General features: G+C 69.9%; 18 protein-coding genes. 12 read left to right on the forward strand and 6 right to left on the reverse strand.

All coding sequences use genetic code 11. The features are described from left to right. Positions 1-40: 40 nt before the first annotated feature. The 3 genes from IW256_RS33165 to IW256_RS33175 all read right to left on the reverse strand — a co-directional run bounded on the left by IW256_RS33165 (position 41) and on the right by IW256_RS33175 (position 1,753). A complete protein-coding gene (locus IW256_RS33165; protein WP_307829267.1) occupies positions 41-751 on the reverse strand; it encodes a GntR family transcriptional regulator in 711 nt (236 codons plus the stop codon). A 3-nt stretch (positions 752-754) separates the two neighbouring features. Next, positions 755-1,288, reverse strand: coding sequence for a GntR family transcriptional regulator (locus tag IW256_RS33170; protein WP_197014693.1), 534 nt, complete (start codon positions 1,286-1,288; stop codon positions 755-757). A gap of 291 nt (positions 1,289-1,579) precedes the next feature. Further along, positions 1,580-1,753: a DUF5670 family protein gene (locus IW256_RS33175; protein WP_231404032.1), complete on the reverse strand. Its 174-nt coding sequence runs from the start codon at positions 1,751-1,753 to the stop codon at positions 1,580-1,582. 288 nt (positions 1,754-2,041) lie between these two features. On the opposite strand from IW256_RS33175, the gene IW256_RS33180 reads away from it, so the two are divergent. The 3 genes from IW256_RS33180 to IW256_RS33190 are packed head-to-tail and all read left to right on the forward strand — an operon-like array spanning position 2,042 to position 3,500. Further along, positions 2,042-3,040, forward strand: coding sequence for an RNA polymerase subunit sigma-70 (locus IW256_RS33180; protein ID WP_197014694.1), 999 nt, complete (start codon positions 2,042-2,044; stop codon positions 3,038-3,040). 5 nt (positions 3,041-3,045) lie between these two features. Continuing rightward, a complete protein-coding gene (locus tag IW256_RS33185) occupies positions 3,046-3,321 on the forward strand; it encodes a hypothetical protein (RefSeq protein WP_197014695.1) in 276 nt (91 codons plus the stop codon). Beyond that, a complete protein-coding gene (locus IW256_RS33190) occupies positions 3,318-3,500 on the forward strand; it encodes a hypothetical protein (RefSeq protein WP_197014696.1) in 183 nt (60 codons plus the stop codon). The genes IW256_RS33185 and IW256_RS33190 overlap by 4 nt, the downstream gene beginning before the upstream one ends. 75 nt (positions 3,501-3,575) lie before the next feature. Here IW256_RS33190 and IW256_RS33195 read toward each other — a convergent pair whose 3' ends face one another. Beyond that, positions 3,576-4,814 (reverse strand): MFS transporter, encoded by a 1,239-nt coding sequence (locus tag IW256_RS33195; RefSeq protein ID WP_197014697.1) that lies wholly within the window; start codon positions 4,812-4,814, stop codon positions 3,576-3,578. A 130-nt stretch (positions 4,815-4,944) separates the two neighbouring features. Here IW256_RS33195 and IW256_RS33200 point away from each other — a divergent pair, with 130 nt between their 5' ends. Further along, positions 4,945-5,880, forward strand: a complete 936-nt coding sequence (locus IW256_RS33200; RefSeq protein ID WP_197014698.1) for a LysR family transcriptional regulator — start codon at positions 4,945-4,947, stop codon at positions 5,878-5,880. 25 nt (positions 5,881-5,905) lie between these two features. On the opposite strand, the gene IW256_RS42925 is transcribed toward IW256_RS33200, so the two are convergent. After that, positions 5,906-6,331 (reverse strand): ATP-binding protein, encoded by a 426-nt coding sequence (locus tag IW256_RS42925; protein ID WP_197014699.1) that lies wholly within the window; start codon positions 6,329-6,331, stop codon positions 5,906-5,908. A gap of 730 nt (positions 6,332-7,061) precedes the next feature. On the opposite strand from IW256_RS42925, the gene IW256_RS33210 reads away from it, so the two are divergent. From IW256_RS33210 to IW256_RS33225, 4 genes are all read left to right on the forward strand, one after another. Further along, positions 7,062-8,372 (forward strand): NsdA family TPR-like regulatory protein, encoded by a 1,311-nt coding sequence (locus tag IW256_RS33210; RefSeq protein ID WP_231404033.1) that lies wholly within the window; start codon positions 7,062-7,064, stop codon positions 8,370-8,372. A 137-nt stretch (positions 8,373-8,509) separates the two neighbouring features. Then, a complete protein-coding gene (locus IW256_RS33215; RefSeq protein WP_197014700.1) occupies positions 8,510-9,121 on the forward strand; it encodes a LysE family translocator in 612 nt (203 codons plus the stop codon). Beyond that, positions 9,118-9,879: a B3/B4 domain-containing protein gene (locus tag IW256_RS33220; RefSeq protein WP_231404034.1), complete on the forward strand. Its 762-nt coding sequence runs from the start codon at positions 9,118-9,120 to the stop codon at positions 9,877-9,879. Before IW256_RS33215 ends, IW256_RS33220 begins: the two co-directional genes overlap by 4 nt. 31 nt (positions 9,880-9,910) lie before the next feature. Beyond that, positions 9,911-10,468: a GNAT family N-acetyltransferase gene (locus IW256_RS33225; protein ID WP_197014701.1), complete on the forward strand. Its 558-nt coding sequence runs from the start codon at positions 9,911-9,913 to the stop codon at positions 10,466-10,468. A gap of 59 nt (positions 10,469-10,527) precedes the next feature. Here the strand turns inward: IW256_RS33225 and IW256_RS33230 are convergent, their stop codons facing one another. Then, a complete protein-coding gene (locus IW256_RS33230) occupies positions 10,528-11,094 on the reverse strand; it encodes a suppressor of fused domain protein (protein WP_197014702.1) in 567 nt (188 codons plus the stop codon). Positions 11,095-11,216: 122 nt separating this feature from the next. On the opposite strand from IW256_RS33230, the gene IW256_RS33235 reads away from it, so the two are divergent. The 4 genes from IW256_RS33235 (at position 11,217) to IW256_RS33250 (ending at position 13,770) form a co-directional block, all read left to right on the forward strand. Beyond that, positions 11,217-11,852: a hypothetical protein gene (locus tag IW256_RS33235; protein WP_197014703.1), complete on the forward strand. Its 636-nt coding sequence runs from the start codon at positions 11,217-11,219 to the stop codon at positions 11,850-11,852. Between the two features lie 142 nt (positions 11,853-11,994). Then, positions 11,995-12,600, forward strand: coding sequence for a DUF7691 family protein (locus IW256_RS33240; protein ID WP_197014704.1), 606 nt, complete (start codon positions 11,995-11,997; stop codon positions 12,598-12,600). Between the two features lie 252 nt (positions 12,601-12,852). Further along, positions 12,853-13,149 (forward strand): hypothetical protein, encoded by a 297-nt coding sequence (locus tag IW256_RS33245; RefSeq protein WP_197014705.1) that lies wholly within the window; start codon positions 12,853-12,855, stop codon positions 13,147-13,149. 297 nt (positions 13,150-13,446) lie between these two features. Then, positions 13,447-13,770, forward strand: a complete 324-nt coding sequence (locus IW256_RS33250; RefSeq protein ID WP_197014706.1) for a hypothetical protein — start codon at positions 13,447-13,449, stop codon at positions 13,768-13,770. The last annotated feature ends 123 nt before the right edge of the window (positions 13,771-13,893 follow it).

Consider the following 13,893-nt stretch of genomic DNA (forward strand, 5'->3'; position numbering starts at 1 on the left):
CCCAGTGTCCCTCTCAGGGCAGGGCGGCGTGGCGGGAAGGTCAGACAGGCATCCGGTACTGCAACTCGTAAAGATGAGAGCCTTTGACGAGGATGGACACCTCAACGGGCCGATCATCGTCGGAGTAGACCGTCCGGAATTGGCGGATCACCGGAACATTCGGCAGTTCGAGCAGTTCCGCCTCGTCCTTCGTCGGCATGCGCGCTGAGACGGCGTCGGTGAAGTAACGCTGCGGGTATCCGAGTTCGGCGAGCACTCTCGGTGCTCCACCCGGCACTCGTTTCGGCTCCGCCAGGTCGGTCCCGGCGACCAGTTCACGTGGGTAATAAGACCAGTTGATCTCGACCGGGTTCCCGTTGTGACGCAGTAGGCGACGGCGCAGCAGTAGTCGATCATCGGTTTCCGAACCCAGGGCCAACGCGACCTCTGTGGGTGACGGCACCTCGCGGATCTCCAGCAGCTCATAGGAGTAACCGCCAGGCGATGGGACGAGATAACTCCCCACCTCGACCCGGAAAGGTTGGCGAGCCCGCACGAACACGCCCTTGCCTTGCCGGCTGGTCAGGTAGCCCTCGCTCTTCAGAACTGTCATGGCCTTCTGCACGGTCGTGTTCGACACGCCGAACTCTTCGACAAGCCGTGGCGTGGAGGGCAACTGCGTCCCCGGGGTGAGATCGCCCGACATGATCTGTGCCCTCAGACTGGCTGCGACCTGCTCGTAGGGTGGCCGTTCCTCCGCTCGCTGTGCCACCGGTCAACCCGCGATCAGCCGGTACCGGAGGTGACGACCTTCGGCGACCATCACCATGGACGAGGCCTCGAAGGGCACCCCTTCAGCGGTCAAGCATGTCCGAAAGAGCACGATCACTGGCGTACCGGCGGGTTGCCGCAGTTCGCTGGCTTCATCCGCCGTCGCGTTGCGAAAGGTGATGTCCTCGCGTGCCTCGCGCACCGTATAGCCGAGTCCGGCCAGCAGTGTGATCGCTCCACCCTTGATCTTACCCGTCCCGGCAAGCGCCGTCCCTGCGGCGATGTCGGCCGGGTACCAGGAATCGGTCAACTCGACAGGCTGATCATCCAGCAGCATCGTGCGCCGGCGAACGATGGCCGGGGTCCCAGGAGCCAGACCGAGAGAGGCGGCCACATCGGCCGGAGGCACGTCCATGCCTACCTCACGGATCCTCTGGGTGCCGACTCGTCCCGCTTGTGCCGCCTCTTCCGACCAGGCGTCCGGCTGGCTCCCCTGCCGGGGGGAGAGATAAGGCAACGAGCTTACGGTCCACACCATGCCGCTCCTTTCACTGCCGGGCTTCTCGCGAGATCCATTATGGATAGCCGACGCGGGCAGAATGATCCCGGCCCGTTCGCGGCGGACAGACCGGCGGATCGCGTCGGCGAGGAGCGGCTGAACCTGCGAGCTGTCTGGGCCCGGCTTCGACCGGCTGTGGCAGGCGTACGCGCTCAGCGCGGCCGGGTGCGGGTGGCCCCCCGACGCCTTCGCCGCCCGCCCGAAAGCGGGACGCCGCTTCGCCTCCCGTTCCCGGGTGCGAAGCGGCGTTCCCGTCCGCGGTCGGTCCCTTTACCAGCGGTACCAGCGTGAGCGCCTTCCGGACGGTCCCGTGCTGCGCGCCACGAATCCCGCCAGCCACAGGACGAGCAGGACGGCGGCGAGAATCCAGAGCAGTTTCAGCGCGAATCCCGCACCGGCGAGAGCCAGCACCAGCAGCAGAACAACGATCATCAACCAAGGCATTTCGTTTCCTCCTCGGCCCCCCGTGTCCCCGCGGGCGAGGGCCTCATGCGGAGAAAAGGTCACATTTCGGACGCGGTGCGGACCGCGCCCACCCGGAGACGTTCGGTGACCGGCGGCGGATCCGCTGCCACGGTGAACGCGCCGTCGCCACCCTCCTGCAAGATGACCAAGCCGCGCTGTAGCTCCTCCCGGACGACCGCGATGGTGGCATGGCCCCCAGTGATGAGTTGTCGCGCCCGCACCCGTCACACCTACGACGGGACACGACGAGACGGGAAGGATGACGTGATGGGTGCGGACACAAGGGCGGAGGAGCTGGGCGTGAGCGGTCTGGGCGAGGTCGACGAGCCGGCGTTCTCGGGGCTGGCGGAGCGGCACCGGCGGGAGCTGCACGTGCACTGCTACCGGATGCTCGGGTCGTTCGAGGACGCCGAGGACACCGTGCAGGAGACGTTCCTCCGTGCCTGGCGGCGGCGGGAGACCTTCGAGGGGCGGTCGACGTTCAGGGCCTGGCTGTACCGGATCGCCACCAACGCCTGCCTGGACCTGCTCGCCAAGCGCCGCCCGGAGCCCGCGACCGGCGGCGAGGTGCCGTGGCTGCAGCCCTACCCGGACCGGCTGCTCGACGAGCTGCCCGCGGACGACGCGGACGAGCCGGAGGCCGTCGCCGTCGCGCGGGAGACGATCGAGCTGGCGTACCTGGTCGCGGTCCAGCACCTCGCGCCGCGCACGCGGGCAGTGCTGATCCTGCGGGACGTGCTCGGCTGGCCGGCGAAGGACGTCGCGGAGCTCCTCGGGAGCTCCGTCAACTCCGTGAACAGCGCGCTGCAGCGGGCCCGGGCCGGCATGCGGGAGCACCTGCCCGCCGAGCGGCAGGACTGGACCGGCGGCGAGGAGGACGCCGGGACGCGCGAGCTGGTGCGCCGCTTCACCGAAGCCAGCGTGGCCACGGACATCGACGGGCTCGCCGCGCTGCTGCGGGACGACGTCCGCTTCTCGATGCCGCCCACGCCGGGCCTGCGCGTCGGCCGCGACGCGGTGGTGAACGACTGGGTCGAGGACGGCTTCGAGGGCATGAAGGGCCTGCGCGCCGTCCAGACCTCCGTGAACCGGCAGCCCGCCGTCGCCTTCTACCACTGGCGGGAGCAAGAGGGCGCGTACCTGCCGCTGACGATCGACGTCCTGCGCGTCACCGGCGGGGCGATCACCGAGATCGTCACGTTCCACGACGACCGGTTCCCGCGGCTCGGGCTGCCCGAGCGCCTCCCGGCGGACGGCACGGAGTAGTCCCGGTGCGAACGCTCACGCTGCGTGGTGGCGCGCGTGTCGAGGTGGTCGCGGCGGAGTGGTGCGACGCGTTCGGCGTCGTCACCCGCGGGCGGGTGCAGCTGGAGCTGCGCGACGGCGAGCCCGGTCCGGTCCTCGGACGCGACGCCGGGTTCTGGCTCCGCGGCACCGGCGTCCGCGCCCTGCGGAACCCCGGCCGTCGCACGGCGAGGGTGAGCGTCGTCACCCCGAGGACCGGGACCGTCACGCACCCGCTACCGAACGATGGAGGAACGACATGAACGACACCGGGGTCGTCGCAGACCCGGCACCGGGGCAGACCAGCCGCACCCACCGACTCCGCGGGCTCGCCGCCACCGGCTTCAGCGCCACGCTCGCGGCGATGGTGGCCACCACCCTCGCCGCCGCGCTCGCCCAGGCCGTCGGCGTCGACTTCAAGGTCCGCACCCGGACCGGTTGACGGATCGGTGGGCCGGTCACACCCGCAGGCCGTCCGCGCCGATCGTCACGCCGAACCGGTCGCGGGTTGCGGGTCTCATGTGCGGCTGGAGGCCGGTTCCGGCTCGTGCTGGGGCGTGTGGACGTGTCGGGGGAGCAGCAGCGGGGTCGCCAGCAGGAGCACGCCGGCCAGGCCGATGGCCGTACGAGGGCCGAGCATGCTGCCCAGCACGCCCCAGACGGCCGTCAGGAGCGCGGTCGTGGCCCTGGTCGTCACCGCCCAGGCGGACAGCGTGCGGGCGACCCGGTCGGTCGCGGTGCGTTGGAGGCGGTACGTGGCGTGGACGGGGTTGAAGACGCCGCAGCAGAAGATGAGCCCGAGTTCCACGCCGATCACCAGCAGCAGCCCGCCGGTGCCCGGCCCCAGGAAGGCCAGGCCGACGGGCCAGATCGCGCGCAGCGCCCCGGACGCGACCAGGATCCGGTACTGCCCGAACCGGGTGGCGAGCGGCCGGGCCAGCCGCGAACCGAGCAGGCCGCCGATCGCGGGCGCGGCGAAGGCGAGGCCGTACTGCCACGGTGCGAACCCGAGCCGGTCGAGCATCAGGACGGCCAGCAGCGGCTGGGTGCCCATCACCAGGGCGTTGAACAGGGCGGTGTTGAAGAACAGCGGACGCAGCGTCGCGTCGGCGAGGATGTACCGCCAGCCGTCGAGCAGGTCCCCGGGCCGCATGCGCGCGGCCTCCTCGCGCTCGGGCCGCGGCTCGTGCCCGCCCGCCGCGCGGATGCCCAGCGCCGAGAGCAGGTGGCTGACCGCGTCGGCCACCACCGTCGCCACCGGGCCCAGGAGCCCGATCGCCGCGCCGCCCAGCGGCGGTCCGATGATCGTGTTCGTCCAGTTCGTGGACTCGAATCGGGCGTTGGCGACGAGCAGGTCCTCGGCCGGCAGCAGCGTCTTCAGGTACGCGCCGGAGGCGGCGCGGAAGGTGATGTCGGCCGCCGCCACGACGACCGAGACCAGCAGGAGCTGGAGGAAGGTGAGCACGCCGAGCGCGAACGCGGCGGGGATCGTCAGCAGCGCCGCGAACCGCACCAGGTCCATCGCCATCAGTACCGGCCGCTTGCGGCGGAACTCCACCCACGGGCCGAGCGGCACCGCCACGGCCGCGCCCACCGCGGCCCCCACGGAGGAGAGCGCGGCGACCTCGGCCGGTCCGGCGTGCAGCACCTGGATGGCGATCACCGGGAACGCGCCGAAGGCGAGCCACGTTCCGAGTCCGCTGGTCCCGTACGCAGCCCAGAGCCACCCGAACCGCCGCCCCAGCCGATGCCCCATGCCCGCCCTTGCCCACTCGCCCGTACAACCGATCCGCGATCATCAGCATCCAAGCGAGCACCGCACCCGCTGATCAAACAACCGCGGGCCGCCTGCCCACAACCGATGGTTGTGTCCGTAGGGTGCGGGTATGGACCTCGAAACCGTCCGGACGTTCGTCGCCGCCGCCGACGCGGGGCAGTTCCAGGAGGCCGCCGCCGAGCTGGCGGTCACCCAGCAGGCCGTCTCCAAGCGCATCGCCGCGCTGGAACGCGACCTCGGCGTGCGGCTGTTCACCCGGACCGCGCGCGGCGCCGCGCTCACCATCGACGGGCAGGCGTTCCTGACCCACGCGCGCGAGCTGCTGCGCGTCGCCGAACGCGCGGTCGCGTCCGTGAGCCCCGCCCGCCGTCCGCTCCGCGTCGACGTGATCGCCTCGCGCAGCGCGGCGTCGGGCCTGATGCGCGACTTCCACCGCACGCACCCCGAGATCGACCTCGACGTGCTGATGCTGTTCGACATCGAGGCGGCCGTCTCCGCCATCCGGTCCGGTGCGATCGACGCGTCCTTCCGCGCCGTCGCCGCGCCCGGCCGGCCCCTTCCCGACGACGTCGAGTCCGTCCGGGTGCTCGACGAGCCGCTCCAGCTCCTCACCGGCCCCGCCCACGCGCTGGCGGGCGCCCGGTCGGTGCCCCTCGCCCGGCTCGCCGGGCACCGGATCTGGATGCCCGGCATGGCCCCCGGTACCGAGTGGGCCGCCTACTACGAAGATCTCGTCGCCGAATTCGGCCTCACCCTCGAATCGACCGGCCCCAACTTCGGCTCCGACGCGCTCCTCGACACCATCGCCGACACCCCGGCCCTGGCCACGTTCATGGGCGAGCACATGCGCCTCGTCTGGCCCGCCGGCTACGGCCTGCGCCGCATCCCGGTGACCGACCCGACCCCCGTCTACCCGCACTCGCTCCTCTGGCACCGCGACAACCCCCACCCGGCGCTGGACACCCTCCGCGCCCACCTCACCGCTACGGCCGCCGGCCACGACGCGGCCGCGACCTGGGCGCCGGGCTGGGTGATTCCGCGCTGATCCCGGGTGCCCGGCCGCCTCGCCGTCAGTACGCGATCTCGAACCACACGGTCGTACGGCCCGCGTCGTCGATGTTGTCCCCCCAGGTCGTGGCCAGGACCTCGACGATCCCGAGCCCGCGCCCGGACGTGGCCGCCGTGCCGACCGTGGCCCGTGCCGGACGCCGCCCCGCGTCGTTGCCGCCGTCCCGTACCTCGAGACGGATCGCCCGGTGCCGGTCGAGCATCGTGATCGAGATCGGGCCGCCGACCCCGCCATGCCCGGAATGCCGGACCGCGTTGGTGATCACCTCGGACGCGCACAGCACCAGGTCGTCCACCGCGTCCTCCTTGAGCGGGCGGCCGGGCATCGCCGCGACCCGCCGGACGACCCAGCGCCGGGCACCGGCCACCGCGTCCGGAGCGCGGTCGATGACGAGCGTGCCCACGATCGCGCCGCCGGCCGGGGTCACGGCGCCGCCACGAGGAGGCCGAACATCCGGCGCCACCACCCTCGCCGTGGCGGCTCGGGCATCCGTACCTGACGCCGGGGGGCGTGGTGGGTCGGGAAGCGAAGTGTCACCGTTCGGGCCTGCCGGAGAGGCGCGGGCGCGGCGGGCGGCCGTGGCCGGGGCGCCGTCCGCGCGGGGCGCCGAGCCCGGACGGGCGGGGGCGAGGGGCGGGGCGCGGGAGAGCGGGGCGCCGCAGGTGCCTGCGGTACGCGGGCACGGCTCGGCTGCAAGGCCCGCAGGCGTTCGACGAGTTCGGCCGGGGACCCGGCCTCGATCAACCCGCCTCGTCGCGCGTCCCGGGGTAGGGCCCACCAGCGGCCGGTGTACTCGCCGTACCAGACGACGAATCCGGGAAACGCCGCTCGAACTCGGCGAGCACCCTTTCAAGATCGATGTACGCCTGCGCGCGCCGGGCCGTGTCGACTGCATAGTTCATATCCACGGCTCCTGACCTTGGTCAGGCCCCGGAGCCCCCGGTGATGGTCGACCGGGCCGGGGCCGCTCTGTTTATCGAGAACGGAAGACGCACCGACCTTGATCGCTTCTTCTCATCGCACAAGATCGCGGACGATGCGTTTTCCCACCACTGCATCAAAACCGGAGCGCGGCCCCCGGGGAACGGTGACAATGGGGGAACGAGCGGACACGTTTCGTGTCAACCTCCTGCTGACGTCGGCGAACAAGAGTGGCGATGACCGTTCACACCCGGCCGGAATGGGCCGTGCGACTGGAGTGCGAGCGCGAGTCCCGGGGATGGGGCAAGGCCGCCCTGGCCCGCCGCCTGCTCGCCAATGTGGGGATCACTGATCCAGGCCCGGACAAAATCAGAAATATGGCCCGACAGATTCGCGGCTGGGAGAAAGGTGATCACTTCCCGCGCGACTGGGCGCCCACGTACGCCGCCGTGTTCAAAATAGATCAAGGTCAGCTATTCCCGGCGAATGCGGACGAGTCGAAAGGGCACTCGCCGGGTACGGTTGACCAAGGTCCTACTCCAGACGAGGGGGACGATGCCGTGAAGCGTCGCGCCGCTCTTCAACTGCTCGCCGCGTTCAGTGCGGGGACCGCCATCCCGCCGGGCGTCCTTGAGCAGGTCCTGTCCGGGGTGGAAGAGGCCCTGGGTGACCCGCTCGACATCGACGAGTGGGAACGCGTCGTCCACGAGTACGCAGAGCGCCTCATCCTGCGGCCCGCCGGCTCTCTGGTTCCTCAGATGACGGCGGACATCATCGCCGTAGGAGAACTCCTCAAGAAGCAGCCTTCCCCCTCGGTACGTGAAGGGCTCCTGCACGTCAGCGCTGAACTGTCCGGGATCCTCGCCGTCGACCTGGGAGACGCGGGTGACGAACGGGCCGCGCGCATCTCGTGGAGCACTGCCAAGCGAGCCGCCGATGCTTCCGGAGATCGGGATCTGCGGGTCTGGATACGTGCGAGGCAAGCGGACGAGGCGTGCTGGACCGAACGGCCGGATCAGGTCATCACGACGCTGACCCGGGAAGCCATCGAGATCGCGGACGGAACGCCATCGGCAGGGCTGGCCCGCGCTCATACGGCCCGCGCCTATCTAGCCGCCAGGCACGGCCGCGCCTCCGAGGCTCAAGCCTCTTTGGCCGACCTCAAGCGGACGTTCGACAATCTGCCGCCCGGCGCGAACGTCCGGGGGCTCTTCGGGTTTCGAGAGGCCCAACTGCGTTGGGGGGAAACCTACGTCAAGACTCTGCTCGGGGAAGCCACGGCCGAAAGGTCGCTCGAACAAGCTCTTGCCCTGTATATGCCGCAAGCCCACCGCGCCACCAGCAATCTCCAGCTCATGAAGGCCGCGATGCTCGTCCGCTCCCGCGAGGTCGACGCAGGACTGCGGCACGCCATCGCGGCCATCGAAGCCCAGCCGGAGGCCAAGTCGACCGGCCGACGCCTCCTCTCCGACCAGATCCTGCGGACGCTCCCAGAGAAGGCGCGTACGCTCCCGGCCGCTCGGGAACTGCACGTCCTGGTGGCCTGACGCGCGCCACCAGGACGGTTTCGCGTGACCGTAATGGTCCACTGAACGAGGTCCTCTTTGGACCTGTTCTCCAGACCGCCGGGGCGGCAGAGTCCGGTGACGAGAACGTCCATCCGGCATCGGCAGGAGAAGCCACCTTGAGCATCGCGTTCCTGGTGACCACGCTCATCGTGGTCGCCACCCCCGGCACGGGGGCGATCTACACGCTGTCGGCGGGCCTGATGCACGGCGGCCGGGCGAGCGTGATCGCCGCGATCGGGTGCACCCTGGGCATCGTCCCCCACATGGCGGCGGCGATCACCGGCATGGCGGCGTTGCTGCACACGAGCGCGACCGCGTTCCAGGTCGTCAAGTACCTGGGGGTGGCCTACCTGCTCTACATGGCGTGGGCCACGCTCAAGGACACGACCCCGATCGGCGCGGAGGAACGGGCCACGCCGCGCTCGGCGGGACGGGTGATCGCCTCCGCCGTTCTGATCAACGTGCTCAACCCGAAGCTGACGATCTTCTTCTTCGCCTTCCTGCCGCAGTTCGTCGATACGGGCGAGCCGGGCCATGTGCTGCGGATGCTGGAGCTGAGCGCCGTCTTCATGCTGGTCTCGCTCGTGGTCTTCGCCGCGTACGGTGTCTTCGCCGCCTCGGTACGGGACCATGTGACCGCGCGCCCGCGGGTGATGGCCTGGCTCCGCAGGGGTTTCGCCGGATCGTTCGTCGCCCTCGGCGCCAAGCTCGCCCTCACCACCCGATGACCGCCCACCACCCGATGACCGCCCACCCGATGACCGCCCACTCCATGACGGACCGCACCATGTACTTCCAGCACTCGGACGAGATCTGGTCCGAGCACCCCGGCCTCGTCGCCGGCGTGCTCCTCGCCACGGGGATCACCGCCGACGCGGTCGTCGAACCGCGGCTCCACGCGTTCAACACGCGCGCCAAGGCCCGCCTCGCCGCGGGCACGGAGGCCGACCTGCCCGAGATCCAGGCATGGCGGCGCACGTTCTCGCAGATGGGGCTCAAGCCCACGCGGTACCGCTGCGCCTCGGAGTCCCTGCTGCGGCGCTTCCGCAAGGAAGGGGCCCTGCCGCGGATCCACCCGCTGGTGGACCTCTGCAACGCCGTCTCGCTCGCCTTCGCGATCCCGGTGGCCGCGCTGGACGTCGCCGAGATCTCCGGGCATCTCGAAGTCCGGCACGCGTCCGGTGACGAGAGCTACCTGACGATGTCGGGGGAGCCCGAGAGCCCGGAGCCGGGAGAGGTGACCTTCACCGACGCGGCAGGGCACGCGCACGCCCGGCGGTGGACGAACCGGCAGAGCGGCCGTTCGGCCGTTCGCGACACGACCCGTACGGTCCTGATCGTCGCGGAGGGCGTGCACGCCTCGGCGGCCACGGACGTCCCCGATCTCGTCGCCGCCCTGGCGGACGCGGTGGGCGGCGTCTGGCCGGGCACGGTGCGGACCGCGGTGCTGAGCCGTTCCGCGCCGCGGTTCGACGTCGAGGTCTGAGTTCCGGAGCCCGGCTGCGACACTCGGTGCCATGACGACCGTACGCATCGATGGATGGACCGACGGAGATCTCCGGTTGCTCCGGGACCTGAACACCCCGGAGGCCAAGCGTCACTTGGGCGGGCCCGAGCCTGACGAGAAGGTGCTGGACCGCCACCGGCGCTACCTGACGTCCGAGGGCTTCGGAACGGGCCGGATGTACCGGATCCTCCTGGACGGTGTCGATCGGTCCGTCGGGACCGTCGGGTTCTACGAACGGGTCTGGCAGGGCGCCGAGGTGTACGAGATCGGGTGGGGAGTCCTTCCGGCCTACCAGGGCCGAGGGATCGCCGTCGCCGCGACCCGCCTCGCCGTCGAGGCCGCGCGGGAGGCGGGCGCGCGCCGTTACCTGCACGCCTTCCCGTCCGTCGACAACGCGGCGTCCAACGCCGTCGCCCGCAAGGCCGGGTTCGAGCGGGTCGGCGAATGCGACGTCGAGTTCCCGCCCGGACAGTGGATGCGTTCGAACGACTGGCGGCTCGACCTCTTCCGCCACTGGGACGCGTCCCGAAGCGGGCCGAGCGGCGGCGTGTCCAGAGCCGGAAGCTGATTCATCGGCCAGGAAGAACCCGACTCCGGAACGCCGCCGTTGCCAGGCGGCAGGCCGGGTCAGACGGCCGACTTCCGGTGAAGGTCGAGGATGTCGGTGCCGTTGAGCCGCCAGACCTCCATCAGGCCGTGGAGTCCGTCCTTCTCGTCCAGGACGAAACGGAACTCGGGGTCGGTCATCGGCACGACCGTGACGAACCTGAGTACGGCCTCGCCGTCGGCGTTGCGGAAGTGGTCGAACTCCTCCGGCAGATGGGGGTGCGCGGAGTAGGCGAGGCTGGAGATCCGGGTCTCGGGGATCAGCGGATCGGCATTCCGGTAGCCGCCCCCGTACCCGTGCCCCTTGCCGTTCTTCAGGGCACTCGTGGCAGCGAAGTGGACGAGGTGGCCCGCCTCCTGCTCCTGGCCTGGACGGGCGGAGCACACGATCTCTTCGGGAAGCTGGAACTCCAGGTCCTGGAACCGGAGGCCGGTGCTGGCCGCGGACACCATGCGGTGCTCGGGATGCCGGTGGAAACCGATGGCGAAGCCGCGGTTGTACCCGAGGACGTCCGGCGGCTCGGCGTGGGTGACGGGACCGAGATAGCGCTCGGCGTGGCCAAGGAGGCCTTCGTAGAGGGACGCCATCCGGGCACTCTAGTGTGGTGATCAGAGCTCGAAACGAGAGATCTTGAAAGTGAGCGTTCGCCGGGTGGACGCTCCCGCCCGTCCCGGCGGGAGGCCCCCGCGGCCGGGGATCGCACTCCAGAATGGTCGGCATGCGTAGATCGGACCGGTGGGCCTTCATCCTCGGCGGCGTCGGCCTGGTCGTCATCTTGGGCGGCGTTCAGGTGGTGGCCTGGCTGGACGACTCGCCCGCGCTGCCGGCGCCCGAATCCGAATTCTGCCCGGACCGTCCCAACAGTGCGGCTCGCTCCGGAACCGGCTACAGGGAGACGGCCGAGCCCTATCGAGGCGACGGGCCGCACCCGGTGCGTCTCGACCTGCGGCATGCCGAGGTCGGCCAGGTGGACATCCCTGACCGATGGGAAGCGGGTTCGGGCGGCGCTCAGCCCAAGCCGCGCCTGATCGCTTGTGTCTATCGGGACGACACGATCCCGCCACAAGAGATCCGCACCTGCCTGTACTCCTCCTACGTTCACGCCCCGGACCTCCCGGTCGACGCCCGTAAGGCGCGGAAAGTCCAGTTGTTGAAAGCCGGGTACCTCATCGGGCTGTACGAGGCCAAGACTGCCGAGCCGGTCATCCGGATCCAGGTGCCGGGCGACGCCCAGTGCCCGGGGCGGATCAGGGCCGACTCCGGTGACGCCGTCTTCCAGGAACCCGACACCCGGAAGCTGCACGCCGCCCTGCGCCCCTACATCGAACGTTCCGTCGGCGCATAGGGCATCGCACACTGTGACCGTAGGTGTCGTGCCGGGCCCTCTCTCGCCCTGACCACGCGAAGGGAGGGTGGGACGAGGGGAACCGGGTGAGGCTCCGCGCCCGTCGGATTGATCGACTCGACCCGCCGGAGAGGACCCCGCCGTGAGCTACGCGATCATGCCCTACGCCGTGCATCCGAAGGGGATCAGGTCGATGATCGGCTCGCGCGACGAGCGGCTTCTGGCCTACGTCAAGTCCCGCTGGGCCGCCGAGCTGCGGGAATACGACGAGCTTCTCGACTTCGCGGACGGCGACCACCTCTTCCCCGCGCGGGTGGCGCTCAGGCGGATGGTCATGGGCGAGGAGTACGACGAGCGCATCGGCTTCATCTACGCCTACTGCCTCGAGATCCTGGTCGCGGCCCACGAGGACACCGACCGCCTTCCCAACGACGGCTGGCGGGAGATGGGGGGCGAGTGGCTCCGCACCGTGGGGAACGAGCTCCGGCGGGCCGGTGCCGACTTCGAACCCGCCGTCCTCGTCCTGCGGGGCGAGCCGGTGCCGCTGCCGCCGCTCGGTGATCTCAGTGACCCCCCGAACGTGGGTCACCTCCGCAACGCGGAGATGCCCGCCGTCCTCGCGTCGTTCGATGGCCTGGACGCCGCCCGCGTCACCGAACCCGGCGTGTTGGAGGCCGTCCGCCAGATCGAGGAGTGGCTGCGGACGTGCGTCAAGACCGGACGCGACCTCGTGTGCTTTCACTACTGACACAGGTTGCCCGCAACTGACCGACAACATGACGAGATTTGGGTGTGTGAGGGGGCCGGTATCTCCCTTGATGCCTATCGTGGGAGGCGAGTACTGATATATCCGCCGCCCAGCGGCCACGGCCCCCATCCCGTCACCGTCGGTTCCTGGCGCCCGTGGACACCGCTCGAACGGCGTACAGGGAGCGTTTCCCTGGACATCTCACAGACCTGCGATCCGGGTGGACGCTTCCGCGAGAACCTGGAGGCTCACATGATGATGAAGCGGATGGCCGCCGCCGGCGCAGCGGCCGTGGCCCTCGGAGGCGGTGCCCTGGCAGCGGCGCCCGCCATGGCGGCGAGCACCACAGCCGCGCCCACCGGCGCCAACGCCGCGGCCGTGACCGTGGCGGACCACCATCGCGGTCACGATCGCGACGGGTGCTACCACCGGAGCGTCTACAGCAGCACCGACCACGTCAGGTACTCGAGCAGCTACTCCAGCTGCGGGTTCGACCACGGCTACTTCGATCACGGTTACGGCAGCTACGGCCACTACTACCGCTACTAGTTGCCCTGAACGGCATGAGGTCACCCTGCGAGGGTGGCCTTTTGTCATGCCTTCTTGACCGACCTCTACCTCCGGTACAAGCCTGTTCAATGAATGGACAGGTGAAATGCTTCTCAGAAAGTGTCCCGCGCGGGTGGAAGGTTGCCGGATGCTGACCGATCGCATGACCATTTTTGGGTGCCACGGTCTTCTCATGTCTCATATGTCGCATATTGTGGGCGGTGCATTCTCATTTTCGTCACCCCCTTCGGGGCGCGGACGGAATGGGCGCATCCGAGAAGATCTGGAGGCTCACACATGAGGTTGAAGCGAACGGCCGTGATCGGTGCCGCGACGATCGTGCTCGGCGGTGGCCTGCTGGCGCCGCCGCCCGCCATGGCCGAGACCACCAGTGCCACCAACGTCGCAACCGTGGCGGCAGGGGAGCGTGGCAAGCGCCACCACAAGCACAAGCGCTACAACTGCTTCTACAAGCACGTGCGCAGCGCCACCAAGCACACGAGCTACTCCAAGTCGATCCTGGTCTGCCGCGGCCACCACAAGCATCGCCACCACCACGGCCATCATGGCTACCACGGCCACTACGGCCACCACTACAAGCACCACCTGTACGTGGACTAGCGGACCGCGCACCCAACGGAGACCCGTCACCCCTGTGGGACGAGTCCGTACGGTAAAAGGCCGTCCCTGAAGGGCGGTCTTTTACCCTTCGTTCAGGACCGGCGGAAGGCGTGATAATCGACC

It is taken from the genome of Actinomadura viridis, assembly GCF_015751755.1.
GTDB classification, from domain to species: domain Bacteria; phylum Actinomycetota; class Actinomycetes; order Streptosporangiales; family Streptosporangiaceae; genus Spirillospora; species Spirillospora viridis.